The organism is Edaphobacter sp. FHG110511_03 (assembly GCF_059115365.1).
Genome location: NZ_JBZYWL010000003.1, coordinates 277339 through 302779, shown reverse-complemented (window position 1 = coordinate 302779; position 25441 = coordinate 277339). Strand labels below are relative to the sequence as shown.

Below are 25441 nucleotides of genomic sequence, written 5' to 3'. Positions count from 1 at the left end.
ATCTTCAAAGACTCAGAACTGATAACGTAGCGCGAACTGCATGATACGTGGATCGCCAGCGGTCGTGATCTTGCCGAAGGATGTGGACGCGTTGCTAAGATTGCCATCCGGCTGACCGAAGTTTGCGTGGTTCAGGGCGTTGAAGAACTCCGCGCGGAACTGCACCGTTCCGAAGTGCTCCGTGATCGGAATGCTTTTTACAAGAGATAAATTGACGTTGGCGAGACCAGGACCGGAGATGATATTCCGGCCCGTGTTCCCGTACGTGCCTGGGAGATTGGCAGTGAAAGCAGAGGTATTGAAGAAGCGATTGATCTTATCCGTCTTATTGGTGTATGAAGCGCGATAGGGGATGGCGACGACGTTCGGGCGGTCGTAGTTGACGCCGGTCAAAGAGGCATCGCGGCCAGTGGTAATCAAGAAAGGGTTGCCGCTGGAAAGCTGAATCAGGCTGTTAACTCCCCAGTTGGCGAAGACGCCGCGCAGGATGGGATTGGCGTCCTGGTAGAAGGGAATCTGATAAACGATGGAGCCGGCGAAGACGTGGCGACGATCGAAGTCGGAACGTCCTCGATCAGCGCCGGGATTTGCAGGGTCCTGCGGGGTCTGGCCTAGATTGGTCGCAGAGTACTGATCCAGCAGCTTGCCGTAGGTATAGGCAGTCATGAAGGTGAGTCCATTGCTATAGCGCTTGGAGAGCGACGCCTGCATGGAATGATAGGTCGCGGGAGAGCAAGTGCAGACAAGCCGCACGCTGGCGTAGACACCGGGCAGCAGCGGACGTCGGGAATCCGTGTTCGCGACGGTGGACGAGGGACCGGTGTAGACGGCGGGATTCGCCTGCAACATACGGATGAGGCCGTGTTCCAGTTTGCCCACGTAGCCGATGTTGAACTGCACGCCTCCGGGAAGCTGCTGCTGGATGGAGGCGCTGAAGTTGTGGACGTAGGGAGCGTTCAACGTCGCAGTGGGCACGGTGAAGAGGCTCATCGGTAAGGTGAACTTGGAGTTCTGGGGATCGTAAACGTAGGGGAATGGATCTACGGTTCCAGCGTAGGGATCGACCATGCTGCGGGGAGCATTGACCGTGTTGGAGATGACGAAGGGTTGATTGACGGCAGCGTACGTGAAGACATCTGAGCGGAGGTCTTCAAAGAACATGCCGTAGCTTGCGCGAATGCTGGTGCGGCCGTCGCCACGAGGATCGAAGGCCAGACCGATGCGCGGAGCGATGTTGTTGTAATCGCCGGGAACCAGACCGCTGGGGATGCCGGTGTCGCCGGGGAAGACCATGCCGAGAGGAGCATTGGGATTGACGGTGGACTTCTGACCGGCGCGGAAGGTATTGGTGTGGTTCTGAGTTATGCCAAAGGGCTGGAAGATCGAGTAGCGCAGGCCTAGGTTCAAAGTGAGGCGGTTCGTGACGCGATAGTCATCCTGCGCGAAGATGTACCCGTCCCAGGTTTTGGCGTTGCGGTGGTAGGGGCTGGCCTGCAGAAGGCGAACGGGGCGGCCGATAAGGAAGTCCGCGAAGGAGTTGCCGGTCTGTGAGCCATCAAAAGTAAATGTGCCGTTGTTGCCGGATGAGCCGAAGTTGTAGAGCTCGAGCCGCTCGATCTCTCCGCCAATGCTGATGGAGTGCTTTCCTCGATTCCAGCGCAGCGTATCTCCAAGCTGGTAGATGTTGTCGTGCTCGTTGAACAGATCGGTGGTGTTCATGTTCACGAAGCCGTTGATGTTGAGGTTGGGAAGCTGCGGTGTGATGACGCCGGGGAACTTGGCTCCAAAGTCGGAGAGCTGGCGGTTGTCCTTCTGGGTGACGTTGGAGTCAATGCGAGAGACATCGATACGAAGCTCGTTGAGCAGAGCGGGGCTGAAGGTATGGGTGAACTGCGAGGCCCAGTTCTGCAGATTCAGACTAGTATCGCTGGGAGCGTAGGGAGTGAGCGTGCCCGCCTGGCTGGTGAGGATTCCTTTGTCGCGGAAGTAACGAACAAAGAGAAGATTCTTCTCGGTAAAGTTGTAGTCGCCGCGCACGATGTACTGATCGTCGTTGGTAGGACTCGAAATCAGCTGAACGACACCCGCCCCGGTGGGCGAAGTCGGGATGAAGGCGTTCATCAGATTCACGGAGACAGGATCGAAGTCAGCCGGATTAATCTGGCCATTAGGATAGGTGCCGCCGTGGATAGGATTTTTGAGGACGGTATTTGCCCCGAAGGATCCATTGCGCTGCGCTGCGGTGGGAATAAACGCAGGCGAGATGATCTGCGACTGGCGGACACGTGTGCCCTGGTAAGAACCGAAGAAGAAGAGCTTGTCTTGCAGAATGGGGCCGCCGAAGGTTCCTCCGAACTGATTCTGCTTGAGCGAGGGTTTGGCTGTAGGCAGGCGCGTGAAGTAGTTGCGCGCATTCAATACGGTGTTGCGTAGGTAGTCGTATGCAGAGCCGTGGAACTTGTTGGTTCCCGCGCGTGTGACGGCGATGAAGATACCGCCGGAGTTGCGTCCATACTCCGCACTGGGACTGCTGGTAAAGATCTGGAACTCCTGCAACGCATCCGGGTTCGGCAGATTCAAAGAAGTATTCTGCGTGATGTTCTTCCATGAGGCGCCGTCGAACCGAAACTCGTTCTGTGTATCGCGGCCTCCGGCAACCGTGATGCCTGCGCCGGAGCGACTCTGTGTCTGCACCGTGGGCGGGCTGATGATATTGGTTACGCCGGGCACAACGGCTGCAAGCGTCAGCGCGTTCCGGCCATTCAGCGGAAGCTCCTGAATGCGCTCGTGGCTCACCAGCTCGCCCATCGTCGCAGAATGGGTATCGACGCCGGAGGCCTGCGCATCCACCTGGACCGTCTGCGAAGTCGACCCCAGGACCAGCCCCACATCGACACGCGCATTCTGGTTTACAACCAGCGTGATTCCTGTCTGCGAGAAAGTCTCGAAGCCGGACATCGTCACCTTCAGCTGATAAGGCCCGATGGGCAGGTTCGTAAACAGGTAGTTGCCCTCCCCATCCGTCTGCACGGTCCGGGTGAACGACGTCTGCGTATTCATCGCGGTTACCTCCGCACCGGGCAGAACGGAGCCTCCGGGATCGCGCACAACGCCGAGTAAAGATGCCGTAGTGCTCTGGGCAAACAGCCTGGGAGAAGCCACACACGCCATCAACGTGAGGGCTGAAAAAACAGCAAGGAAAAGTCTCCGGTACATAGCAACCTCCTTCATGGAGTCACAGATTTCAGATCAGACCAGCAAGATCAAATGCTTCTGTAGTTCGCTATTACGCTTTCGTGCTTCGTACCTGGCAGGACGCAATCTCTTCCAGGGCGCGGATCGATCCGCTGATGTCGTCCTCTCCATAGCCCATCGCGATTGCAGTGCGTAGCTGCTGTTGCGAGGCGGACGTCGTGTAGAGTGGCACCCCTAGCTCCGACGCAAGCTCAATGGCGAGGCCAAGATCCTTCTCCATCCAGCGCACCGAGAAGGTCGTCGAAAAGTTTCCCTTCAAGACCGAGTCCGCCTTCGAGGCAACATAACCGGAGCGCGCTCCCGTATTGTTGAGGATCTCGATCATGACCTCTGGATCGACACCGCCCTTCGTGCTTAGAACCAGTCCCTCATTGAACGCCTGCAGAATATTTCCGAGCATAAGGTTCTGCGTCACCTTGGCATGAAGTCCCATCCCCTGCACGCCGCAATAGTAGAGGGACTTGCCCATCGCTTCGAACAGAGGCCGGGTCTCCTCGAACGCCTCGCGATCCCCGCCGATCATGAAGGTCAGCGTTCCCGCTTCGGCGCCCGGCTTCGATCCCGTACAGGGAGCATCCAGGAAACGGATTCCCCTCCCCGCCAGCTGCGCTCCGATCTCTTTACTGGCAACGGGCGAAATCGTGCTGCAGTCCACAATCAGGGTTCCCGGTGCCGCCCCGTGAACCAATCCATCGTCACCCAGAATCACTTCACGGGACATCGCCGTATCGCCCACGCAAAGAAAGCTCACCTGGCTTCTACAGGCCGCCTCTGCCGGAGTCTTTGCCAGCGCACAGCCGTGTTGCGATGCGAAGCTGGCCGCCTTTTCCGCATTATGCGACCACACAATCACCCGATGACCGGCGGCAACAAGGTTCCGCGCCATCGGCGCACCCATGATTCCAAGACCCAGAAAACCAACATCTGCCACGACAAATCTCCTTCCGGAAAAACCGGATAGCCATCGCGACTTTGTCGACGAAAGCCAGTGTTTGAGCGGTGAATTTACCGAAAGATTGTCATATTGTCATACCAATGTCAAGATAGAATTTCACTCCGGAGTTGAAGCTCGACTCATGATGTATGGTGTAGAAGGTTTGCTTCCATGAACGAGACGAAGAGTCTGCAAAAGAAAAACACGCGCCTCAAAGTACGCCCAATCCGCAAAAGCTCCATCAGCGACGACATCGTGCAGCAGATCATCTCGCTGATTTCAAATGGCGATCTAAAGGCTGGCCAGCGTCTGCCCTCCGAGCGCGATCTCTGCGTGAAGTTTGCCGCCAGCCGCTCTTCTCTGCGCGAGGCGCTCCGTTGCCTTTCCATCATGGGAGTGCTCTCTGCGCGTCCCGGCGAGGGAACCTCGGTCGCGATGGACGGCTCTAAATTCATGGAGACCGTGCTCCACTGGCGCATGAGCACCGAGCAGCACGACATCGAGGACCTGATGGAGGTCCGTATCGCGCTCGAGGGTGTCACCGCCGCAAGCGCCGCCCGCAATGCGCAGGGAGCAGACCTGAAAAAGCTGCAGGACCTCGTTGCGCGGATGGAGGAGTCGGTCGGCGATGCAAAGCGCTTCGCCGCACTCGATCTGGACTTTCACCTCAGCCTCGCCCGGGCCTCCAACAACAAGCTCATCCTCGATCTGGTCTCGGTCATTCGAGGCCAGCTGGAGCGTGGCGTCGCGAAGGTCCTTCAGCTTCCGCAGGCCATGCCTCTCTCCGTCAAGGAGCACAAGGAAATTCTGCAGGCCGTGATGAAGAACGAATCAGAACAGGCTCGCGCCGCCATGCAGACGCATCTGAACGCGGCCATCCTCCGCCATCGCGCCGCCGTCGAAGCTACTCTTCGACAGGATGCGTAGCTCCCTCGCGGAGGATCAGGCGGCTTAGACGTTTTGCAGGTATTTCGCTCGAGCCTGGAGCAGTTGCTCCACTGCCGGCTCTTCCAGCGGACAGGCGGACCCCAGCTGATGCGCTACAAGGCAGATATGCGCGAAGTGCTCCACCGTCTCCATCTTTAGAAAAGCATCCAGAAGGCTGTTGCCGTACGCCACTGCGCCATGATTGGCCATTAGGATGGCGGTGTGTTCCGGAATCAGCGCTGCAAGGCTCGCGGCAAGATCCTTGGTTCCGGTCGTCGCATACGGTGCCAGCGGAACCGGCCCCAGCATCATGATCGCTTCTGCGCACAGCGGCTGATCCAGTGCCCGCCCGGCGCAGGCGAAGCCCGTCGCCAGCGGAGGATGTGCATGAACCACCGCATTAATATCTTTCCGCGCGCCGTAGACCGCAAGGTGAATCCCGATCTCGCTGGTGACCTTTCTCGATCCGCCCAGCTGTCGCCCTTCCATATCCACCAGCACCATGTCCTCTGGCTTCAGCAGGTATTTGCTGCACCCCGTCGGAGTTGCAAGCACGCACTCCGGATTCACACGCACAGACAGATTGCCCGAACTGCCCGGCATAAATCCGAGGCGATAGAGCCATTTGCCGAATTTGACCAGGTTGCGTCTTAGCTCGTCTTCCGTTTTGTATCCGTTTGCGGTCAAGGGCAACTCCTGTCTCCTGTCCATTGCAACATATTTAGGCCATTTAGATCGAACAGGCAGATAAGGAATAGCATCTTATTAGAAAAGATAGAGGTCCGATGAAAACAAGTGAGGTCGTTCAAGCATGGGCCGGAATTCTCGCCGGACATAAGCCATCCCTTTCAATTGAGATCACCAAGGAGTGCCCCCTTCGTTGCCCTGGCTGTTACGCATTTGATGCAGCCCATTTGGGTGGGGAAACAGATCTGAGGCAACTCTCCGACTTTAAAGGCGACGACCTCGTTCAAAAAATTCTCGCGATTGTGGATCGCGAGAAGCCTCTGCATGTCTCCCTCGTCGGTGGAGACCCCCTGGTCCGCTATCGCGAACTGGAGCTCCTTCTCCCCCAGCTCGATGCCCGCGGCGTGCACACGCAGGTCGTCACCAGCGCCTTCCGTGTCATTCCGGCGGAGTGGAAGAGGTTTAAACGCCTCAACGTAGTGGTCTCCATCGATGGTCTCCAGCCGGAGCACGACGAACGCCGCAAACCCGCAACCTACGAGCGAATCCTCAAAAACATCGCCGACGCAAAAATCACCATTCACTCCACCATTACCGGAAACATCGCGTCGCGTCCCGGATATCTCGAAGAGTTCATGCGTTTCTGGAGCGCCCAACCCCAGATCAATAAAGTGTGGTTCAGCCTGTTCACGCCGCAGATCGGAGCCACGGGGCCGGAGATTCTCACGCCCGAGCAACGGGTTTTCGTCGTGGAAGACCTCCTTCGATTGCGGAAACTCTATCCCATCCTGGATATGGCAGAAGGCCTGGTCCACGAGATCCTCTCTCCTCCCGAAAGCCCCGAGGATTGCATCTTCGCCAGGACCACTCACACCATCTCCGCCGATCTGAAGACCAAGATCACACCCTGCCAGTTTGGTGGAGAGCCGGATTGCGCACAGTGCGGGTGCATCGCCTCCATGGGACTCGCCGCCGTCGGACACCATCGCGTTGTCGGCCCGCTCACCGCGGGGCACCTGTTTTTCGCTTCCGATAAATTGGGTAAATCGTGGAGAGCCATGAAGGGTGCCTTCACGAAGACCAAGCCAGAGCCGGAAGCGTTCACAATTCTTCAGAGCTAATGCCGTCCGAAGGCTGTAACCTAAGAAGAGGCTTGAGGAACGTAGAAAGCTTGAAGACTGTTTAAAAGTGTCATCCTGAGCGAAGCCTCTCGCGGTTTCATCGCGAGAGGCGCCGTCGAAGGATCTGTGGTTTTGCTTTGGCACCCGCTGACTTCTGACCCAGCGTCCTAATCCTGCTTTGATCCAGGACTGACAATCCGGCCTGCACCGTTGTGTTCAAAACTGAACATCTGATTCCAAAACAGACAGGAATCGACCGGCCAAATCCGCCTAACTCCTTCTATTGCAACAATAAAGTATGGTGATCCACCTGCACCTCACTCGTTGAATCTCTGCCTGGGAGAGCCCATGGACCGACATCTCGCCGCACTTCTTGCCGATCTTCGCTACGCAGCCCGCCAGCTTCGCCGTTCGCCCGGCTTCACCTCGACCGCAGTCCTTACCCTCGCCCTCTCCATCGGGGCCACCATCACCATGGCAGGAATCGTCAACTCCGTCCTGCTTCAGCCTCTTCCCTATCCGCAGCCGGATCGATTGGTGGGCGTGGCCTTCACCCAGCCGCAACAGGCTCCTACGAATGAGCAGACAGGACCCACCGCAAACTTCCTCATCCAGCACTCCCAGTCCTTCCAGAATGCGGCTGTCTATGCCGAGACCAGTGCCGGAGCAAACCTCGCCCTCGGCGACAACGCCAGCCAGAACGCCGTCCAGGTCGCCGCACAGGCGGTCGACCATAACTTCTTCCCCACACTTGGCGTTCAACCCATCTTGGGGCGCAACTTCTCCGCCGAGGAAGATCTGCGCAACGGTCCTAAGGCCATCCTCCTCAGCTATGGCACATGGAAAAGCCTCTTCAATGGAAATCCTGCCGTCCTGAATCAGGTCGTCCATCTCAACGGAGAGAGCGTGACCGTGATCGGCGTCATGCCGCCCAGCCTCGCCTTCAGCAGCGACGACCCTCGATCGCTCAGCGCCGTCGCCGACATCTGGGGGCCTCTCAGGCTCGACACGCACGATCCTGGCTATGCGGGCACCAACTACAACATGCTTGCCCGGCTGCGCCCTGCCGTCACGGTTGCTCAGGCACAGCAGGAGCTGGCCTCCTTCCAGAAGTCCCTCTACAAAGAGTTTCCCTTCCTATGGCAGTGGCTCGGCGTCACCAAAACAGTTCCGGAGTTTCGCGTCTGGCCGCTGCGGCAGGTTCTCGTCAGCAACGTTCGCACCAGCCTTCTTGCCCTTACCGGTGCAGTTCTCGCGGTCCTGCTCGTCGCCTGTCTTAATCTCGCGGGACTCATGGCGGCGCGCGCCACCCGGCGTCAACGGGAGATCGCCCTGCGAAGTGCCCTGGGCGCATCCCGCGCCGGCATCCTCCGGCTTCTGCTGTCGGAGAGCCTCCTGCTCGCCCTCATCGGTTCCGCACTCGGAATCGCGCTCTCGCATCTCATGTTGCCCGCCCTGCTGAACAGCTCTCCCATTCCTCTCCCGCAGGCAAGTCACACCGGCATCTCAACCCTGCTGGCCTTTACCCTACCCATCGTTCTCGCCGTCACCCTCCTGTGCGGTCTGCTGCCTTCCTGGCTCATTCTCCGCCGCAACACCTCGGCTGCTCTCCAGGCATCTCACTCCGTCGGAGCGTCCGCGGCCGACACCCGCGTCAGCAATCTCCTCCTCGTCTCGCAGATCGCGGTCGCCGTCCTTCTTCTCTCCGCCGCCTCGCTTCTTCTCGCCAGCTTCCTGCGGCTTCGCTCCACTCCGTCAGGAGTCCAGCCACAACACCTCAGCGTGGCGCAGGTCAATCTCAAGGGCTCCGACTACGCGACCACCCTCCCGACAACGCAATTTATCCAGAAGGTTCTCGAACAGGTCCAGCACTACCCCGGCGTCAGGCAGGTAGCAGCCATCAATGGACTCCCCTTCGATCGAGGCCTTAACATCCTTTTGCCCGATGCCAAGAACTCCAGGACGCCCTCTACCGTCGAGCTGCGTCTCGTCTCCCCCGGATACTTCCACACGGTCGGAATTCCCATCCTCGCCGGCCGCGATATCTCCGAAGCCGACCGGGCCGACTCAGCCCCTGTGATCCTCGTCAGCGAGGCATTCGCGAAGCAGCACTGGCCGGGCCGCTCTCCGGTGGGAGAGAACATCAAAGCCTTTCTCGGAAAAAATGCGCCGCCGCTAACCGTGATCGGCGTCGTTGCCGATGCGCACTCGCACTCCCTTGCGGAGGATCCTCGGCTCCTGGTGTATGAGCCCTTCGTGCAGCAATCCGACGTCACCATCAAGATGCTCAATGGCTGGTTCCGTACCAGCTTCGCCATACGCAGCGCGGCAGACGTCGATCTTGCCGCGGTCGTTCAGCGGGCCATTCACGAGGCAGACCCGGACATCCCCATCTCGCGCTTCGTCACCATGCAGTCCATCATCGACAACTCGCTGGCTCGTCCGCGCTTCTTCTCCTCGCTGGTCACTGCCTTTGCAGGCTTCGCACTCCTGCTGACGGTCATCGGACTCTTCGGCCTGCTCAGCTATCAAGTCACCCAGCGAACCCGTGAGATCGGCGTCCGCCTCGCCGTTGGAGCCACCCGTCGCCAGATTCTCACCTTCATCCTCGGCCGCGGACTCAACCTCACCCTGATCGGTCTAGCCGCAGGAGCCGCGATCAGCCTCCTGCTTCCCCGCCTCATCCATTCCATGCTCAACGACAATATCTACGCCGGAAGTAAAGGGCTGATCTCAACCCTCTCCAATACGACAGTCGCCCTCACCGCCGCCTGTGCAGCCATGCTCCTCGCCGCCATCCTCGCCAGCTACCTTCCCGCCCGCAAAGCTTCAGCCATCGAACCCATGGAAGCCCTGCGCACCGAATAACCCGCGGCCACCTGTCAAGTCACAATAAGCTCTAAGCCAATTCGATTCAGCAACTTAAAGTTGCCGATCAGTTCGGCTGGCTCTGCAAGAATAGAAGCAAGCAGAAACCTCAAGGAAAAACTGTACCCACCTTCAATCCGCCGTTCTTGATCCGTTATCTGAGCACCCCTCACAAAACGTCATTCCGAGCGGAGCGAAGCGGAGTCGAGGAATCCCTGTATTTCGCCCGTGTCGCCCAAAAACCTGACAGGAGACCAAAGGCCCTCAAATCGCAGATGTAAAGTTTGACTCTACCCAAAAGCGGAGGAACTGCAAACGCTAGTCCGGACCTAAGTCCAATTTTTCGAAGACTTTGCGCAAATAAGTACGGGGGGGACCCCTCAGGGGGCAAGCAGCACCCGAAGGTCTCGGAGGTTGTTCCCAGTGGGGCCAGTCACGATGACATCCTGAAGCCTCGAAAGCAGAGAGTAACTATTAAATCCGCCGAGCGCCTCCTCGACAGGAGCGCCCTCCTGAGCCGCCCGTTCCACCGAGCTTCCATCTACCAAGCCACCTGCCGCCGGACTATTTCCGTCCACGCCGTCGCTGCCGACGCTAAGGACCGTGATCCTGTCGCCCGCAATCAGCCTGGCAGCCTCGAGGACGAAGTGCTGGTTCCTTCCGCCACTCCCCGAGACGCCATGCGGAACCGTCACCGTCACCTCGCCCGAAGAGAGCAGGCAGACACGCTCCTGGCCCCGTCGCAGCTCTCGGAGCCGATGGACCAGATAAGCGGCGGCCTTGTCCGCGCTCCAGTCGTCACAGGTATTGTCGATGACCACATGCCAGCCCAGCTCCGCGGCGCGTCGTCCCGCAGCCGCCTCCAGCGAGGAGCTGTCCAGCAGGACCGACCAGCGGGAGCGAGCAAAGATCGCCTCCCCGCGCTTGGGAGTCTCCGCCAGCGAATGGGCGGCAAGCTGTACTGTGACCTCACGCGGCAGCCGCTCCATCAATCCATACTGCGCCACCGCGGCATAGACATCCGCGAGGGTGCTCCCGTCAGGAGTCGTCGGCCCAGAAGACAGAGCATCCAGCTTTCCGGCGGGAACGTCCGAAACCGCGATCGTCAGCTGCTCCGCCGGAGCCGCCGCTGCAGCAAGCCTTCCTCCCTTCACCGAGGACAGATGCTTGCGCACCGTGTTGATCGCTGTAATCGGAGCTGCGCTCTCCACCAGCGCCTTGTGCGTCGCGGCAATCACTTCGAGCGGAGTGTCCGGATCGAGAAACTGCTCCACCAGCGACGACCCGCCGCCGCTGATGAGAAAGATCACCAGGTCGCGCTCCGTCAGGGCGGAGAGCACCCTAAGAATCGCCTCCGCAGCCTCAACCGAAGCAGCGTTCGGGCTTGGATGCCCCGCGTGAAACGCGACAAACCGGTTCGACGGAACTGCAACCGGATCGGGAGCGACGATCACGCCTTCGAAACGCTCCGCAGCCTCCCCGCTTCGCGCCAGGAAGGACGAGCACATCGGTTCGGCTGCCTTGCCCAGAGAGATCAGAACGCATCGACCGAACTTCGTGAGATCGTACTGGAAGCCATCGATCTCCATCGACTCGCCTGCGAAACGAATACGCTCCTCGATGACCTGCTCGACCCGCGAGGCCTGAAAGGCATATTGGAAGATCTCGATGATGTCCTGGCGTGCGGTTTGCGTTCTCACTGCAGTTTGCATCGTCTAAGCCACGCTCATCGTCTTCAGGTTGGATGCAATCGAAAGCTTCGCCTCGGTTCGAGCCTGCACCTCGGCCGCGCTGATGCCCTCAGCAATCTCCTTCAGGACAAGGCCCTGATGAGTGACCTCGATCCATCCCAGCTCCGTGACGATGTCATGCACCACGTGCGTGCCCGTCAACGGCAGGGTGCAGCGCTTCAAAATCCGCGACTCGCCCTCCCGGGTCTGGTGCTCCATCGCAACGATCACGCGCCGCGCCCCGGCGACCAGATCCATCGCTCCTCCCATTCCCTTCACCATCTTGCCGGGAATGGTCCAGTTCGCAAGATTTCCCTCCTCATCCACCTGCATGGCGCCGAGGACGCTCATGTCCATGTGGCCCCCGCGAATCATCGCGAAGGACTCGTCGCTGCCAAAGTACGAGCAGCCCGGAAGCTCCGTCACCGGCTGCTTCCCGGCGTTGATCAGATCCGGATCGGCCTCCGCCTCATTCGGCGGCGGACCCACGCCAAGCATCCCATTCTCGGATTGAAAGATGACATCCATTCCAGCCGGAAGATAGGAGGCGATCATCGTCGGCAGACCGATGCCGAGATTCACGTAGAAGCCGTCCCTGACCTCACGCGCAATCCGACGAGCGATTCTCTCCTTACCGTTCACGCTGCGCCTCCCGCGATCTGTTCCTTGATAAAACGGGATTCAACCGGTTTTCGATACATCTCTCCTACAACAACACGCTTCACATAAATTCCCGGCGTAACGATGTGATCCGGATCGAGCTCGCCGGGCTCCACCAGCTCCTCTACCTCCGCGATCGTCAGAGCTGCAGCCGTCGCCATCACCGGATTGAAGTTTCGGGTCGTCTTGCGGTAGACCAAGTTTCCGAGCCGGTCTCCCTTCCACGCCTTCACCAGAGCAACATCGGCACGCAGTGCGGTCTCAAGAACATAGTTCCGCCCTCCGATCTCCCGCGTCTCCTTCCCTTCGGCGACGACGGTGCCAAGGCCGGTAGGGACATAAAAGGCCGGAATCCCGGCTCCCCCGGCCCGTATCCGCTCCGCCAAGGTGCCTTGAGGAATCAACGTAAGATTCAGCTCGCCCCTGAGAACCATCTGTTCGAGCTTGCGGTTCTCCCCCACATAGCTTCCGATGTGCGAGGCGATCATTCCTGCCTCGAGCATCAACCCCATGCCGAAGCCATCGACTCCCATGTTGTTGCTGATCGTGTGCAGTCCCGTGATGCGCCGCCTCACTAGGGCGGCGATCAGGTTTTCCGGAATACCGCACAGGCCGAAGCCTCCGAGCATGATCGTCGACTCGGCCGCGATATCTGCAACCGCCGCATCCGCTGAGGCAACAACCTTGTTCATGCTTCGGTACCCGGCGACCTATTTCTGTGTCGAAAAGGTGAAGGTGGTTGTGCTGTGTCTTGCCTGTCCAGGCTTCAGCTCCGTCGTTGGAAAGGAAGGATGGTTCGGCGAATCGGGAAAGTGCTGCGTCTCCAGGCAGAGGGCCGTGTTCTTTGCGTAAGCCCATCCCTGCGGACTCTTGAACGACCCGTCCAGCGAGACACCCGCATAGAACTGCACGCCCGGCTCCGTCGTCGTGACCGTAAGGACACGCCCCGTGGCGGGATCATAGACGCGGGCGGCTGTCTTCACTTCACCGTTCGATCCGCGCAGAACCCAGTTGTGGTCATAGCCTCCAGCCAGCTTGAGTTGGGGGTAGTCGTCGTTGATCCGCTTGCCGATCACGGTGGATTTGCGGAAGTCGAAAGGCGTTCCTTCAACCGGTGCGAGCTCTCCCGTAGGGATCAGTCCTTTGTCTACCGGCGTGTACTTGTCGGCGCCGATCATGATTTCTTCGTTCAGGATCGTTCCGCTTCCGCGTCCGCCCAGGTTGAAGTAGGAATGGTTGGTCAGGTTCACCACCGTGTCCTTATCGGTCGAGGCGCTGTAGTCGATCCGCAGGGCATTCTGGTGCAGTGTGTAGCGAACATGCGCCGTCAGGGTGCCGGGATACCCTTGATCGCCGTCCTTGCTCACCAGGGTCATCTCCACGCCATCTGGGATCTCGCGGCCCTTCCATACCAGCTGATCGAAACCCACGGTCCCACCGTGCAGCGAGTTCACGCCATTGTTCGTGGGCAAATGGTAGGTCTTGCCGTCCAGCTTAAACTCGCCCTTCGCGATGCGGTTCCCATAGCGTCCAACGACGGCGCCAAAATACGTCTTCTTGTCCGCGAGATAGCCAGCCAACGAATCGTACCCGAGCACCACATCGGCGATCTTGCCATTTTTATCCGCTGTCTTGATCGAGACGATGCGCGCCCCGTACGTCATGATGCGAGCCTCAACGGCATCGCTCTTCAAAGTGTAGATATCTACTGCAGTCCCGTCCGGCGTAGTGCCAAACGATGCCTTCGTCACCGATCCATGTGCAGCTATCGCAGTTGTCATGCTAAGCAGCATAACTGTTAGCCATCGCATCGTCATTATTCTCCGGCCCCTCAGCTCTTTCATGTCGATTTCACAATCCTCAACAGACATCTCACATCAACCTCGCAACTATACTTCACCCGCTCGGGTTCCAAGAAGTCGTGTCCAGCCAAATAGCCCGGGAAGCCCGATGTCTTGCGGATGGGATTAGCGGTAGCATGGACCGTCAAGAATTTTCTCTCAAGGAAGCTCATGAACCTGCACAAGAGAATTACTGTCCTTTCTACGGCCCTTTTCCTTCTTCTGACCGGCTTTCCACTCTCCGCCTCCGCGGCGGAAGACCACTGGGTAGGAACCTGGGCCACCTCTCCGGTCGCCCTGCCCAACGCCCCTGAAAAGTATGGCGCCGTCGAAACCACCTATCGCGAGATCGTGCACACGTCTCTCGGCGGAGACTCCTCGCGCATTATCCTCACCAACGAATTTGGTCTCGCCCCCCTGACCATTACTTCGGCCTATATCGCCCTTCGCGCAAAGGGCAGCGAGATCGATGTCGCCACCGCCCGCCAGGTCACCTTCAGCGGAGCCTCGTCCATCACCATTCCGGCAGGAGCGCTCGCGGTCAGCGATCCGGTGGCCCTGAAACTTTCTCCCCTTTCGGATGTCGCCGTGAGCTTCGTCTTGCCCGCCCAGGCAATTCAGCAGGCGACCCACCACGGCTTCGCCGACCAGACCAGCTACACCTCTCCCGGGAGCGTCTCTGGAGCAAAGTCGTTAGAAACCCCTACAGAGATCACGGATTGGCCTTTTCTCAAAGGCATCGATGTTCGCGCAGACGACAAGAGCGCGGCCATCGTCACCTTTGGCGACAGCATCACCGACGGCGCGCACAGTACTCGCGACACCAACCAACGCTGGCCCGATATCCTCGCCCAGCGTTTGCAGGCGGACAAGAAGACCCGGAAATTAGGCGTGCTGAACGAGGGCATTGGCGGAAACCGCATTCTCCACGACAACACGGGCCCAAGCGCCCTGGCTCGCTTCGACCGCGACGTTCTGGCACAGGCTGGCGTGAAGTACCTCATCATCCTTGAGTCCATCAACGATATTGGCCACGCGCAGGACCCCGTCAAGCCTTACGATGTGGTCTCGGCAGAGGATCTGATCGCCGGGATTTCCCAACTCGCCGCGCGCGCCCACACCCATGGCATCAAAGTTTACGGCGCCACGCTGACGCCATATGTCGGCGCAAAGTACTCCTCGCCGGCAGGCGAAGCCATGGTTCAGGCAGTCAACCGCTGGATTCGCACAAGCAATCAGCTCGACGGGTTTATCGATTTCGAAAAGGCCACACAGGACCCTGCGAACCCGACCGCCTTTTTAAGCGCAGCCGACAGCGGCGATCATCTCCACCCCAGCGATGCCGGTTACAAGTCCATGGGCAACGCCATCGACCTCAAACTTTTCACCAAATAACCAGCGGACTTGACGACGGATCGTACATGGAGGATCTTTCATCCACCATGTCCGATCCGTCAGTCCGATCTGCCTCCTTAAACGACGCAGCAGCAATCGCAATCATGTGTGCTGCCCTTTGGCCCGACGCAACTGAAAAGGAGCATCGAGCCGAGATTGACCTGCTTCTCAAAACTCGTATGTCCGGGACTCTCCCGGCGACGATCTTTGTTGCGGAGGATGGCACGGGACGGCTCGCAGGTTTTTTGCAGGTGGGTCTGCGTTCTCATGCAGACGGCTGCGATCCGGCGCATCCCGTAGGTTTTGTTGAGGGATGGTTTGTTTTCGAGGCATTTCGACGACGAGGCATCGGACGGGCACTGATGCACGGCGCCGAGGACTGGGCCAGCAGCCAAGGCTGCAAAGAGATGGCCTCCGATACCTGGATCGATGAGACGATCTCTCAAAACTCCCATGAAGCTTTAGGTTTTGAGGTCGTCGATCGCTGTATCCACTTTCGCAAACAGCTTTAAATTCAACCGTTAGAAACAAAAAGGCGGTTCGTCAGGCATTTGCCCGCGAACCGCCTATATCTTGAAACTTCGAAACTACTTCAGCTCGAACCCTGCGAAGAAGTAGCCGATCTCGAATGCCGCAGTGTCCTCGGCGTCCGATCCGTGGATCGCGTTCTCGCCGATCGAAGCCGCGAACTTCTTGCGGATGGTTCCCTCTTCGGCCTGAGCCGGGTTGGTCGCGCCCATCAGCTTGCGCAGGTCGGCAATGGCATTGTCCTTTTCGAGGACCATCGGGAAGATCGGGCCGCTCGACATGAATTCAGTCAGTTCGCCGAAAAACGGCCGCTCTTTGTGGACGTAATAGAAACCTTCGGCCTGAGCCTTGGAGATCGAAACTTTTTTGATCGAAACAATCTTGAATCCGGCCTTCTCAATCTCGGCCAGGATGGCACCGGCGTGTCCCTTTTTGACCGCGTCCGGCTTGATGATGCTGAATGTGCGCTGTGACAACGTAGTTCTCCCTTGCTGTTTGGGTGCTCAAATTAGTGTAGAACACGGTAGCCAAAGTCACGTGAACATGGTGCATCATAGCCCTATGCGGAATTTCGCATGGATATGGTTCGTCGGTTTTGCCGCATGGGTGGTGGACGGCCTCATCAGCCTCCATTTCCACTCGATGCAGCACGCCCAGCTCGCCTTTCTGGTGGCCATGGTCTTTCTGGCCGCCGGCTTCTTCTACCGGCGCCAGCAAAGATAGCCTTAGGCCTTCCCCAGTACCCGCGCCATGGCCTCGCCGATCTCCGCCGGCGACTTCACCACGGTAATTCCGGCTTCGGTCATGGCCTTCATCTTCTCCGCGGCCGTTCCTTCGCCGCCCGAGATGATCGCCCCGGCATGGCCCATGCGGCGTCCCGGAGGAGCCGTCTGGCCCGCGATAAAGCCAACCACCGGCTTCTTCACGTTCTCCTTGATGTACTTCGCCGCAGCCTCTTCCGCCGAACCGCCGATCTCGCCGATCATGATGATGGCCTCGGTCTCCGGGTCCTCGTTCAGCAGCTTCAGCGCGTCGATGTGCGTGGTTCCGATGATCGGGTCGCCGCCGATGCCGATCGCCGTCGACTGCCCGATGCCGCGCGTCGTCAGCTGGTACACCGCCTCGTAGGTCAGCGTGCCCGACTTCGAGACGATGCCGACAGAGCCTTCCTTGTGGATCCGCCCCGGCATGATGCCAACCTTGGCCTTACCCGGCGAGATCACGCCCGGGCAGTTCGGCCCGATCAGCCGTGACTTCGACTGCTTCACGACCTCCCAGGTCTTGATCATGTCGAGCACCGGAATCCCCTCGGTGATGCAGATCACCAGCGGAACCTCGGCAGCCGCAGCCTCGAGGATTCCATCCGCGGCAAAGGGCGGAGGCACAAAGATCACCGAGACATTCGCGCCCGTCTCCTTCACCGCCTCTTCGACGGTGTTGAAGACCGGCCAGCCCTCGTGCGTTGTGCCGCCCTTGCCCGGAGTTACTCCACCCACAACCTTCGTGCCGTACTCAGCGCAGCCCTTCGCGTGAAAGGTTCCCTCACGCCCGGTGATTCCCTGCACGATCAGCCGCGTATTCTTGTCGACCAAAACTGCCATTACTTACCACCTTTCGCGGCTGCGACGGCCAGATCGGCCGCTTCCTTCATTGTTGTGCCCACTTCGAACTTCAAGCCCGACTCCGCGAGAATCTTGCGACCTTCCTCCACGTTCGTGCCTTCCAGCCGTAAGATGATCGGCAGCTGCACATTGAGCTTCTTCGCCGCCGCTACCACTGCCGTCGCCAGCACGTCCACCCGCAGAATTCCGCCGAAGATATTGATGAAGATTGCCTTCACATTCGGGTCGCTCAGCAGGATGCCGAAGGCGTTCTCGATCTGCTCCTGGTTCGCTCCACCGCCTACATCGAGGAAGTTCGCCGCTGAGCCGCCGGCATACTGGATGATGTCCATCGTCGCCATCGCCAGGCCTGCTCCGTTCACCATGCAGGCAATGTTGCCGTCCAGCTTGATGTAGTTCAGCGCAAACTTCGACGCCTCCACCTCAAGGGGATCTTCTTCCGCCAGGTCGCGCAGTTCCTTCAGGTCCTTGTGACGGAACATCGCGTTGTCGTCGAAGTTGATCTTGCAGTCCAGAGCCAACAACTTGTCGTCCTTCGTCGTGATGAAGGGATTGATCTCCATCAGCGTTGAGTCGGTCTCAATAAACGCCTTGTACAACCCGAGCATGAACGACGTCGCCTGCCCGATCTGCGTCGGCTTCAGCCCCAGCTTGAATGCCAGCTTGCGCGCCTGATATGGCTGCAGCCCGATGGCAGGGTCGATGTATTCCTTGTAGATCTTTTCAGGAGTCGCATGCGCGACCTCCTCAATCTCCATGCCGCCTGCCTGCGATGCCATAAAGACCAGGCGAGCCGCAGCGCGGTCGAGCACGATGCCGAGATAGAGCTCGCGGTCGATCGCCGAACCCTCTTCGACCAGCAAACGCTGCACCTTCTGGCCCTGTGGACCGGTCTGGTGGGTCACCAGCTGCATCCCCAGGATCGCCTTCGAGGCCTTCGAGGCATCGTCCAGCGACTTGACCACCTTCACGCCGCCGCCCTTACCGCGGCCTCCGGCATGGATCTGCGCCTTCACCACCACCACCGCGTTGCCTTTGTCGAAAAGGTCCTTGGCGGCCCTGTCTGCCTCTTCCAGCGTCGAGACCATCTCGCCGCTCGGAACCGGCACGTTGTACTTACGCAGAATCTCTTTTGCCTGATATTCGTGAATTTTCATAGAGGTTTCGTTTATTCCGCCCGCGCAAAAAGTGTAGCGGACCGAAACAAGCACCCGCAATGCGAAATGCGAACAACAGTGCGGTTATCGCCGTCGTGTAGGTCAATTTTCCTAGAATCCGGCTTCCTGCAGCCCCGCGGTGCAATCGCGCTTCGCAGGCTTCACGATCTCGATGCTATCGCCGACACCGTTGGGGGAGCCGTCGCTCAACGCGCTCTCAAGGCCCTGAAGGCAGGAGGAGTGTTCGGGACTGTCCTCACTCCCTCGAAGAGCGCCGATAAGCTCGGCATACAGATCAGGAACATGATGGCCGAGCCGGATGCCTCACGTCTCTACCAGCTCGCCGACGATGTCTCGCGCGGCAGCCTTCTTATTCCCGTCGCTAAAGTCATGCCTCTCGATCAGGTCCGCGAAGCGCAGCAGGAGGCCGAGGAAGGTCACCCGCAGGGCAAGATCATTTTGAAGCCCGCCGCCTGATCGTAGTTTCCTTTGTCCCGGAGGGAGGGGCTTTGTTCACGTCAGAGCGGGCTCTTCCCGGGGACATCTCATCTGCCGGAATCGTGCGGGCGAGACTCCCCGGCTTCGCTTGAAGGCGCGGCTGAAGGCAAACTCCGACTCATAGCCCACCCGTTCGGCAACCTCAGCCAGCGACGCTCCGCTGCTGTTCAGCAGGCGCGAGGCGACGATCATGCGCCACCGCGTCAGATAAGACAGCGGCGGCTCCCCTACCTGCTCGGCAAATCGGCGGGCAAATGCAGCCCTGGACAGACCCGCTTCGCGGGCCAGCGTTCCCACCGTCCATGTCTTCGCCGGTTCGGCGTGAATTCTCGCCATGGCCTTAGAGAGCGCCGGCTCCTTCAGCGCCGAGAGCCATCCCCGTCTCTCTAAAGAGCCCTCATCGGTCCAGGCGCGCACGATGTACACGAACAGTACGTCGAACAGGTGCTGAACCAGGGCCTCGCTTCCCGGCGAGGGAGCTTCGATCTCCGCTCGCAGCAGCGCAAGGGTAGATGCCAGCGGCGGTGTCGCCTGCACGGTCCTGGCCGCAAAGTGCATTACTGGGGGCAGCGCAAGAAGCATGGGATGCGCGAGCTCCACATCGGCCAGGTAGACCCCGCAAATCAGCGTCGTCGTGGGACTTCCGTTCGGAGGAAACGACGGCTTCGAAAGAAACGCGCCAAGCGGTTCCGCCTTGCTTGCGGGATCATCCACGACATCGTGATCCAGCCCCTGCGGCAACAGCACAAGGTCGCCCTCGGACAATCGAAGCGGATCGGCCTCCGGACGCCGCAGCCAACACGCTCCCTCGGTAACGATATGAAACATCACGCCTTCGCGTGCCGAGATCTTCATTCCCCAGGGAGCCGGCATCCGGCTGCGGCAAAGCACCACCGCATTGGTCTCGATCTCGCGAAGCCAATCTGTCAGCACGTCGTCCATAACGCCTCAACTCTAGCCCGGCGATGAGACGGATAGCAATGAATGGGAGACTCTGTCACATGGATCGCCTCGCTAACCCCTTCTAGAGTTGGCTCATGAACGCGACCACGACCCCGAAACCTCGCTCTCTACTCCTGATCCTGACCTTTTTGGCTGCGCTCGGCACAGGCTCGGTGGGGGGAGTCTTCTTCGCCTTCTCGAGCTTCGTCATGAAGGCGTTAAGCCGGCTGCCTCCCGTGCAGGGCATCGCCGCCATGCAGTCCATCAACGTCTCGGTCATCAACCTGTCCTTTGCCATTCAGCTCTTTGGGACCGCCACGCTGTGCGTCTTGGCATTCGAGCGATCCTGCGCCGCCAGGAATCGGGTGCCGGATATCAGATCGCCGGAAGCCTGCTCTATCTCGGCGTGACGATGGCCGCGACGTTCGGATTCAACGTGCCGCTGAACGATGCTCTTGCAAAGATCGATCCCGCGAGCTCCGAAGGAACGAACTTCTGGACGTCATTCCTTTCCAGCTGGATCGCATGGAACCACGTAAGAACCGTCGGCGCCCTCGCTGCGTCCATGTCCTTCACCACAGCTATCTATCGGATGGGAACCGGCAGGATCGAAACCAAATGACAACGAACGCACAAAACAAGGAGAAACCCATGCAGAAGATCCTCGTCTTAGGCAGCACCGGTAAAGTAGGTCAGGCCCTTACCCAGCAGCTCCTGCAAGCAGGGGAACAGGTCCGCGCCGCCACTCGAAACCCTGACAGCTTTGCCCCCACCCCTGGGGTCGAACCTGTTCTCTTCGACTACACCGATCCCTCCACCTTCGAGCCCGCGCTCGAGACCTGCAACCGCGTCTTCCTGCTCGAGCCTCAGCCGTCTCTCCCCGGGGCTCCGTACACCTTCATGGCTCCATTCATCGAAGCCGCCAGCCGCAGCCGATGCAAGATCGTCCTGATGAGCTCGGCCAGCGTCGAATTCGATTCAAACGATCCTTTGCACCCTGTCGAGGATGCGGTCATCGGCTCCGGAAGACCCTTCGTAATCCTCCGACCTAACTGGTTTATGGATAACTTCCACACCTTGTGGCTCGATCCCATCGCGCAGGCGAGCATAATCCCTTTGCCCGCAGGGGATTCCCGTACCTCCTTCATCGATTCTCGGGATATCGCAGCGGCAGCCTCGGCAGCCCTGCGAGGCGACCATCTCAACGGAAGCACCTTCACCCTCACAGGACCGCAGGCTCTCACCTACGCGGAAGCTGCGGCCACTCTCTCGACCATCATCGGACGCAGGATCGACTACGTTCCGCTCGAAGACGACGCTTTCATGCAATCGCTGCTGAAAGCGGGCCTTCCTCTCGAAGACGCGAAGTACATCACCGGTCTGTTCGGCCCTACCCGTGACGGCGCAGCGGCAGGAATATCCCTCGACGTGGAGAAACTGACAGGACATCCACCCCGTACATTCACCCAGTACGCCCGGGACCACGCCTCCGCCTGGCAATAGCGCGGTGTTCTATTGAAGGGCCCGCTTGGATCACTCGGTCAGGGATCCTCTTCTGCATCCTCCCTCCGTCGTCATTCTGAGCGAGCAAAGCGAGTCGAAGAATCCCTGTATCTTTTTGCAGGATGCGTCCCTGTTACCCTTTAACTCATGCCTCTCCAGCCTCATCTCAAGCACCTCATCGAGGGCCGCTCCACCTTGTCCCGCGAGCAGGCCCGGGAGCTGATGCAGCAGATCCTCGCCGGGGCTCTTACCGATATTGAGATCGCTGCACTCGTCGGCGCGCTGGCCGCTCGCGGTGAGACTCCCGAAGAGGTCGCGGGCTTCGTCGACGTCATGCGATCCGCCGTGACCCGGGTTCCGCTCGATGCCGACGAACAGGCGCTTCTGGTGGACACCTGCGGCACCGGAGGGGACGCCAGCCGCACCTTCAACATCTCCACCGCCTCAGCGCTGGTCGCTGCCGCCGCCGGAGCCACCATCGCCAAGCACGGCAACCGCGCCATCACCTCGCAGTGCGGCTCCGCCGATGTTCTTGAAGCCCTCGGGATCCCGGTCGATCTCACTCCGGCCGAAGCCTCCGCCGCTCTGCGCGTGCACCGGTTCGCCTTTCTGCACGCGCCTTCGCTCCATCCCGCGATGAAGGCCGTGATGCCCGTCCGCCGTGCCCTCGGCGTTCGCACCGTCTTCAATCTCCTTGGACCGCTTACCAATCCTGCCGGAGCTTCCGCGCAGGTCATGGGAGTCTATGCGCAGTCCGCCGTTCCCCTGGTCGCGCAGACGATGGCGCTGCTCGGAACCCGCCATGCCTTCGTCGTCCATGGAACCGCCGAAGGTGCGGACGGGACTGTCCGTGGGCTGGATGAGATCTCCATCTCCGGCCCCACCCATCTGGCCGAGGTTCGCAACGGAGTCGTAACCCTCTCCACCCTCACCCCCGAAGACGTCGGCCTCACGCGTGCTCCCATGGAGACGCTCGCCGGTGGCGACTCTCACGAGAACGCCGGAATCCTTACCGCCATCTTCTCTGGCGAGCCCGGGCCCCGCCGCGAGATCGTTCTGCTCAACGCCGCCGCAGTGCTGGTTGCAGCCGATCTTGCTCCGGATCTTGCTACTGGAATCGCGCTGGCAGCGCACACCATCGACTCCGGCGCGGTGACGAAACTTCTCGACCGGCTCCGCAGCGGGACATAGAATCAGCGGGCACGCATTTCACATTCAGGAAACGACTGCCATGTCTTCCATGCCTCCGCCCGCACTCCTCGATGTCTCCATGGTGACGACTGCGCTCGAGCTGCCGGGCTACCGCATCGTCCGCAATCTCGGCGTGGTCCGTGGCATCGTGGTTCGGTCGCGCTCCATCTTCGGAACCCTCGGCGCCAGCTTCCAGACCATCCTCGGCGGCAATATCACCCTGCTCTCGCAGCTCTGCGAGAAGACCCGGCAGGACGCCTTCGTGATGATGATGCAGCACGCCTCGGAGCGCGGAGCCAACGCTATCGTCGCCGCACGCTACGACGCCAACGAGCTGATGCAAGGAGTCACCGAGGTTCTGGCTTACGGGACAGCCGTCGTTGTCGAGCGCCAGTAACCATCTAAAACAGGAACACCGGTTACCCATTTTCGACCCCTGAAATCCACAAGCTTGTGAGGGGCCGGCGTTTAAGATGGGGCTAATGACCACAGTCCCTCCCGGCCGCATCGAGATCATCACCGGCCCCATGTTCTCTGGAAAGTCCGAAGAGCTGATCCGCCGCCTGAAGCGCGCCCGGATTGCCCGCCAGCGCGTCGCCTGCTTCAAACCGGATATCGATCTCCGCTATCACCGCACCGCCATCGCCAGCCACAGCTCGCAGACTCATGATGCCTCGACCGTAGCGACGGTCGAGGAGCTTCGCGCTGCGCTCTTTCCCCAACTCGATGAAATTGAAGTGGTTGGAATCGACGAGGTGCAGTTTTTCTCGGAAGCCATTCTTCCGCTCGCCCTTGAGCTTGTGCACCTGGGCAAGCGCGTCGTCTTCGCCGGTCTTGACACCACCTTCGCGAATGAGCCCTTCGGTCCCGTTCCCGACCTGATGGCTATTGCTGATGAGGTCACCAAGCTCTCGGCGGTCTGCATGGTCTGCGGCGCTCCCGCCATCCATACCCAACGGCTGGGCCAGAGCCAGGAGCTCGTTGTGGTCGGAGCAGCCGGGCTCTATGAAGCGCGCTGCCGGGCTCACTTCCGCCCCTGGGTCGACGAGCTTCAATCCGAACAGCTGGAGCTGCCTTCTACCCGATAACCGGCTACAAAGACAAATAAACGGGGCTGCTACGGTATCCTTCTCCCTACTCGTCCAGCATCTATATCAAGCAGGAGAAAAATAAATATGCGTCTTACCGCCGCCGCCCTTGCCGTCAGTCTTCTTACCGTGCCAGCCCTGGCGAAGCCCAAAGGCGTAACTGTTCCCCTAAAGACCAGCACTGGACAGGATGCCGGTACCGCCAGCTTTTCCCCTGCAAAGGGCAACAAAGTCGCCATCAAGCTGAAATTGAAGAACCTTCCCGCAGGAGAGCATGCCGTTCACGTCCACGAGCATGCCGCCTGTGACGCTCCTGACTTCAAGACTGCCGGAGGCCACTTCAATCCCGCTGAAAAGAAGCACGGTACGGAAAACCCGATGGGCCACCACAACGGGGACCTGCCCCAGAATGTGACCGTCGCCGCCAACGGCATCGGAACTGCCGCCTTCACCGTAGATTATCTGTCTCTTGACCCCTCAGCCGCCGATTCCATCTTTGCCAATGGGGGCACCTCCATCATGGTCCATGAGAAGGCGGACGACATGAAGACGGATCCCACGGGGAACGCTGGCGGCCGGATCGCATGCGGAGTCATTACGGCTCCTAAATAGGCTTCTAAATAGATCGATATCGATTGATCTTTTGAGCTACTGAACCATCCCGGACGCCCCTGCGTATAGACCTGCATGGGCGTCCTTTCCATTGCGCTTCCCGTTACCGGCCGACGCGTTACTGGCCGGACCACTCGCGTTGTATCCCTCAATCACCGCGTGGCCCGTTCCGCCCCGTATAACCCTGGCTCCATTCCTGCAACTCCGACCGGTTCACGCGGTAAACTCATACAACCGTTAAAGCCAGTTGAGGCCATGTTAGAGCGCACCCCGGAACAGGAAGCCGCACAGGAAGCTGTAGCCCGACTGGTTCGGCAGTGTATCGCCGGCGATGCCCAGGCATGGCAGCAGCTTGTCGTGACGCAACACCGGCGCATCTACGCGATCTGCTATCGCTTCACGGGTTCTGCGACGGATGCCGAGGACCTGACCCAGGACGTCTTCCTCAAGCTCTACAAAAACCTGGCGAGCTTCGATCTGCAGAAGGGCAGCTTCCAGACCTGGATTACAACGCTGGCCCGCAATCTCCTTGTCGATCACTTCCGCCGCACGCGACTGGACCGCGCCTCCGATTCGCTGGATGCGAGCTTCGATGGAGAAGAGGACAGCCCCACGATGGCTGACCGTCTCGCCGACACGCGGGAGTCCCAGGAGCAGCAATTCGCCAGCCTGGAGCTTAAGACGCGCATCCAGGAAGCCCTGAAACAGCTCTCTCCGGAGCTACGCGAAGCTGTTATTCTGCGTGACCTCGAAGATATGGATTACAAGGAGATCGCCCAGGTTCTGCGGATTCCGGAAGGGACCGTGAAAAGCCGTATCAGTCGGGGTCGCGGGGAACTTGCAAGGCTGTTACAACGTATAGAAAAACAACAGATGATGTAA

The 25441-nt window shown here is 59.6% G+C and carries 26 protein-coding genes; 15 read left to right on the top strand and 11 right to left on the bottom strand.

Going from position 1 to position 25441, the window contains the following annotated elements:
* Positions 1–12: 12 nt before the first annotated feature.
* Together AC5S26_RS14660 and AC5S26_RS14655 are read right to left on the bottom strand one after the other, a co-directional pair.
* Complete coding sequence (locus AC5S26_RS14660; RefSeq protein ID WP_494185648.1) at positions 13–3216, bottom strand: TonB-dependent receptor; 3204 nt, start codon at positions 3214–3216, stop codon at positions 13–15.
* 70 nt (positions 3217–3286) lie between these two features.
* A complete protein-coding gene (locus AC5S26_RS14655) occupies positions 3287–4186 on the bottom strand; it encodes an NAD(P)-dependent oxidoreductase (protein WP_494185647.1) in 900 nt (299 codons plus the stop codon).
* Positions 4187–4360: 174 nt separating this feature from the next.
* Between AC5S26_RS14655 and AC5S26_RS14650 the strand changes: the two genes are divergently transcribed.
* Positions 4361–5116: a FadR/GntR family transcriptional regulator gene (locus AC5S26_RS14650; protein ID WP_494185646.1), complete on the top strand. Its 756-nt coding sequence runs from the start codon at positions 4361–4363 to the stop codon at positions 5114–5116.
* A 24-nt stretch (positions 5117–5140) separates the two neighbouring features.
* Here the strand turns inward: AC5S26_RS14650 and AC5S26_RS14645 are convergent, their stop codons facing one another.
* The gene (locus AC5S26_RS14645; protein ID WP_494185645.1) at positions 5141–5809 is read right to left on the bottom strand and encodes a class II aldolase/adducin family protein; all 669 of its coding nucleotides are present in this window, start codon (positions 5807–5809) and stop codon (positions 5141–5143) included.
* A 92-nt stretch (positions 5810–5901) separates the two neighbouring features.
* Between AC5S26_RS14645 and AC5S26_RS14640 the strand changes: the two genes are divergently transcribed.
* A complete protein-coding gene (locus AC5S26_RS14640; protein WP_494185644.1) occupies positions 5902–6924 on the top strand; it encodes a radical SAM protein in 1023 nt (340 codons plus the stop codon).
* A gap of 348 nt (positions 6925–7272) precedes the next feature.
* Positions 7273–9792 carry an ABC transporter permease gene (locus AC5S26_RS14635; protein ID WP_494185643.1) on the top strand — a complete coding sequence of 840 codons (2520 nt, stop codon included), beginning with the start codon at positions 7273–7275 and terminating at the stop codon, positions 9790–9792.
* Between the two features lie 380 nt (positions 9793–10172).
* Here the strand turns inward: AC5S26_RS14635 and AC5S26_RS14630 are convergent, their stop codons facing one another.
* From AC5S26_RS14630 to AC5S26_RS14615, 4 genes are read right to left on the bottom strand one after another with little or no spacing between them, the layout of a single operon-like run.
* A complete protein-coding gene (locus AC5S26_RS14630) occupies positions 10173–11504 on the bottom strand; it encodes a glycerate kinase type-2 family protein (RefSeq protein WP_494185642.1) in 1332 nt (443 codons plus the stop codon).
* A 3-nt stretch (positions 11505–11507) separates the two neighbouring features.
* Positions 11508–12164: a CoA transferase subunit B gene (locus AC5S26_RS14625; protein WP_494185641.1), complete on the bottom strand. Its 657-nt coding sequence runs from the start codon at positions 12162–12164 to the stop codon at positions 11508–11510.
* Positions 12161–12874 (bottom strand): CoA transferase subunit A, encoded by a 714-nt coding sequence (locus tag AC5S26_RS14620; protein ID WP_494185640.1) that lies wholly within the window; start codon positions 12872–12874, stop codon positions 12161–12163. The genes AC5S26_RS14625 and AC5S26_RS14620 overlap by 4 nt, the downstream gene beginning before the upstream one ends.
* Positions 12875–12892: 18 nt before the next feature.
* Entirely contained in the window at positions 12893–13993 is a 1101-nt protein-coding gene (locus AC5S26_RS14615; protein ID WP_494185639.1) for an aldose epimerase family protein, read from the bottom strand.
* Between the two features lie 201 nt (positions 13994–14194).
* Between AC5S26_RS14615 and AC5S26_RS14610 the strand changes: the two genes are divergently transcribed.
* Both AC5S26_RS14610 and AC5S26_RS14605 read left to right on the top strand, forming a co-directional pair.
* Positions 14195–15418, top strand: a complete 1224-nt coding sequence (locus tag AC5S26_RS14610) for an SGNH/GDSL hydrolase family protein (protein WP_494185638.1) — start codon at positions 14195–14197, stop codon at positions 15416–15418.
* A gap of 104 nt (positions 15419–15522) precedes the next feature.
* Positions 15523–15930 (top strand): GNAT family N-acetyltransferase, encoded by a 408-nt coding sequence (locus tag AC5S26_RS14605; RefSeq protein WP_494185637.1) that lies wholly within the window; start codon positions 15523–15525, stop codon positions 15928–15930.
* 75 nt (positions 15931–16005) lie between these two features.
* Here the strand turns inward: AC5S26_RS14605 and ndk are convergent, their stop codons facing one another.
* Entirely contained in the window at positions 16006–16422 is a 417-nt protein-coding gene (gene ndk / locus AC5S26_RS14600; protein ID WP_494185636.1) for a nucleoside-diphosphate kinase, read from the bottom strand.
* Positions 16423–16507: 85 nt separating this feature from the next.
* Between ndk and AC5S26_RS14595 the strand changes: the two genes are divergently transcribed.
* Positions 16508–16669, top strand: a complete 162-nt coding sequence (locus AC5S26_RS14595) for a hypothetical protein (protein ID WP_494185635.1) — start codon at positions 16508–16510, stop codon at positions 16667–16669.
* A 2-nt stretch (positions 16670–16671) separates the two neighbouring features.
* Here AC5S26_RS14595 and sucD read toward each other — a convergent pair whose 3' ends face one another.
* Together sucD and sucC are read right to left on the bottom strand one after the other, a co-directional pair.
* On the bottom strand, positions 16672–17547 hold the full coding sequence (gene sucD / locus AC5S26_RS14590) for a succinate--CoA ligase subunit alpha (protein WP_494185634.1): 876 nt from the start codon (positions 17545–17547) through the stop codon (positions 16672–16674).
* The gene (gene sucC / locus AC5S26_RS14585) at positions 17547–18725 is read right to left on the bottom strand and encodes an ADP-forming succinate--CoA ligase subunit beta (protein ID WP_494185633.1); all 1179 of its coding nucleotides are present in this window, start codon (positions 18723–18725) and stop codon (positions 17547–17549) included. Before sucC ends, sucD begins: the two co-directional genes overlap by 1 nt.
* Before the next feature lie 66 nt (positions 18726–18791).
* Between sucC and AC5S26_RS14580 the strand changes: the two genes are divergently transcribed.
* A complete protein-coding gene (locus tag AC5S26_RS14580; protein ID WP_494185632.1) occupies positions 18792–19202 on the top strand; it encodes a zinc-binding dehydrogenase in 411 nt (136 codons plus the stop codon).
* A gap of 36 nt (positions 19203–19238) precedes the next feature.
* Here the strand turns inward: AC5S26_RS14580 and AC5S26_RS14575 are convergent, their stop codons facing one another.
* A complete protein-coding gene (locus tag AC5S26_RS14575; protein WP_494185631.1) occupies positions 19239–20165 on the bottom strand; it encodes an AraC family transcriptional regulator in 927 nt (308 codons plus the stop codon).
* Positions 20166–20260: 95 nt separating this feature from the next.
* Between AC5S26_RS14575 and AC5S26_RS14570 the strand changes: the two genes are divergently transcribed.
* From AC5S26_RS14570 to AC5S26_RS14535, 8 genes are all read left to right on the top strand, one after another.
* A complete protein-coding gene (locus tag AC5S26_RS14570) occupies positions 20261–20575 on the top strand; it encodes an anthrone oxygenase family protein (protein ID WP_494186130.1) in 315 nt (104 codons plus the stop codon).
* Entirely contained in the window at positions 20488–20787 is a 300-nt protein-coding gene (locus tag AC5S26_RS14565; protein WP_494185630.1) for an anthrone oxygenase family protein, read from the top strand. The genes AC5S26_RS14570 and AC5S26_RS14565 overlap by 88 nt, the downstream gene beginning before the upstream one ends.
* A gap of 29 nt (positions 20788–20816) precedes the next feature.
* On the top strand, positions 20817–21668 hold the full coding sequence (locus tag AC5S26_RS14560) for an NAD(P)H-binding protein (protein WP_494185629.1): 852 nt from the start codon (positions 20817–20819) through the stop codon (positions 21666–21668).
* A 147-nt stretch (positions 21669–21815) separates the two neighbouring features.
* Positions 21816–22859, top strand: a complete 1044-nt coding sequence (trpD, locus tag AC5S26_RS14555) for an anthranilate phosphoribosyltransferase (protein WP_494185628.1) — start codon at positions 21816–21818, stop codon at positions 22857–22859.
* Between the two features lie 40 nt (positions 22860–22899).
* Positions 22900–23256: a YbjQ family protein gene (locus tag AC5S26_RS14550; protein ID WP_494185627.1), complete on the top strand. Its 357-nt coding sequence runs from the start codon at positions 22900–22902 to the stop codon at positions 23254–23256.
* A gap of 85 nt (positions 23257–23341) precedes the next feature.
* Positions 23342–23947, top strand: a complete 606-nt coding sequence (locus AC5S26_RS14545) for a thymidine kinase (protein WP_494185626.1) — start codon at positions 23342–23344, stop codon at positions 23945–23947.
* A gap of 87 nt (positions 23948–24034) precedes the next feature.
* On the top strand, positions 24035–24559 hold the full coding sequence (locus tag AC5S26_RS14540) for a superoxide dismutase family protein (protein WP_494185625.1): 525 nt from the start codon (positions 24035–24037) through the stop codon (positions 24557–24559).
* Positions 24560–24634: 75 nt separating this feature from the next.
* The gene (locus AC5S26_RS14535) at positions 24635–25441 is read left to right on the top strand and encodes an RNA polymerase sigma factor (protein WP_494185624.1); all 807 of its coding nucleotides are present in this window, start codon (positions 24635–24637) and stop codon (positions 25439–25441) included.

Excerpts from the sequence above, each read along its gene's own strand:
- AC5S26_RS14535 (WP_494185624.1), top strand. The coding sequence starts at position 24,635 with ATGGGCGTCCTTTCCATTGCGCTTCCCGTTACCGGCCGACGCGTTACT.
- AC5S26_RS14545 (WP_494185626.1), top strand. The coding sequence starts at position 23,342 with ATGACCACAGTCCCTCCCGGCCGCATCGAGATCATCACCGGCCCCATG.
- AC5S26_RS14615 (WP_494185639.1), bottom strand. The coding sequence starts at position 13,993 with ATGCGATGGCTAACAGTTATGCTGCTTAGCATGACAACTGCGATAGCT.
- trpD (WP_494185628.1), top strand. The coding sequence starts at position 21,816 with ATGCCTCTCCAGCCTCATCTCAAGCACCTCATCGAGGGCCGCTCCACC.
- AC5S26_RS14540 (WP_494185625.1), top strand. The coding sequence starts at position 24,035 with ATGCGTCTTACCGCCGCCGCCCTTGCCGTCAGTCTTCTTACCGTGCCA.
- AC5S26_RS14660 (WP_494185648.1), bottom strand. The coding sequence starts at position 3,216 with ATGTACCGGAGACTTTTCCTTGCTGTTTTTTCAGCCCTCACGTTGATG.
- AC5S26_RS14635 (WP_494185643.1), top strand. The coding sequence starts at position 7,273 with ATGGACCGACATCTCGCCGCACTTCTTGCCGATCTTCGCTACGCAGCC.
- AC5S26_RS14620 (WP_494185640.1), bottom strand. The coding sequence starts at position 12,874 with ATGAACAAGGTTGTTGCCTCAGCGGATGCGGCGGTTGCAGATATCGCG.
- sucC (WP_494185633.1), bottom strand. The coding sequence starts at position 18,725 with ATGAAAATTCACGAATATCAGGCAAAAGAGATTCTGCGTAAGTACAAC.
- AC5S26_RS14575 (WP_494185631.1), bottom strand. The coding sequence starts at position 20,165 with ATGGACGACGTGCTGACAGATTGGCTTCGCGAGATCGAGACCAATGCG.
- AC5S26_RS14610 (WP_494185638.1), top strand. The coding sequence starts at position 14,195 with ATGAACCTGCACAAGAGAATTACTGTCCTTTCTACGGCCCTTTTCCTT.
- AC5S26_RS14650 (WP_494185646.1), top strand. The coding sequence starts at position 4,361 with ATGAACGAGACGAAGAGTCTGCAAAAGAAAAACACGCGCCTCAAAGTA.
- AC5S26_RS14630 (WP_494185642.1), bottom strand. The coding sequence starts at position 11,504 with ATGCAAACTGCAGTGAGAACGCAAACCGCACGCCAGGACATCATCGAG.
- AC5S26_RS14580 (WP_494185632.1), top strand. The coding sequence starts at position 18,792 with ATGCGAACAACAGTGCGGTTATCGCCGTCGTGTAGGTCAATTTTCCTA.
- AC5S26_RS14605 (WP_494185637.1), top strand. The coding sequence starts at position 15,523 with ATGTGTGCTGCCCTTTGGCCCGACGCAACTGAAAAGGAGCATCGAGCC.
- AC5S26_RS14640 (WP_494185644.1), top strand. The coding sequence starts at position 5,902 with ATGAAAACAAGTGAGGTCGTTCAAGCATGGGCCGGAATTCTCGCCGGA.
- AC5S26_RS14550 (WP_494185627.1), top strand. The coding sequence starts at position 22,900 with ATGTCTTCCATGCCTCCGCCCGCACTCCTCGATGTCTCCATGGTGACG.
- AC5S26_RS14570 (WP_494186130.1), top strand. The coding sequence starts at position 20,261 with ATGAACGCGACCACGACCCCGAAACCTCGCTCTCTACTCCTGATCCTG.
- sucD (WP_494185634.1), bottom strand. The coding sequence starts at position 17,547 with ATGGCAGTTTTGGTCGACAAGAATACGCGGCTGATCGTGCAGGGAATC.
- AC5S26_RS14595 (WP_494185635.1), top strand. The coding sequence starts at position 16,508 with ATGCGGAATTTCGCATGGATATGGTTCGTCGGTTTTGCCGCATGGGTG.
- AC5S26_RS14560 (WP_494185629.1), top strand. The coding sequence starts at position 20,817 with ATGCAGAAGATCCTCGTCTTAGGCAGCACCGGTAAAGTAGGTCAGGCC.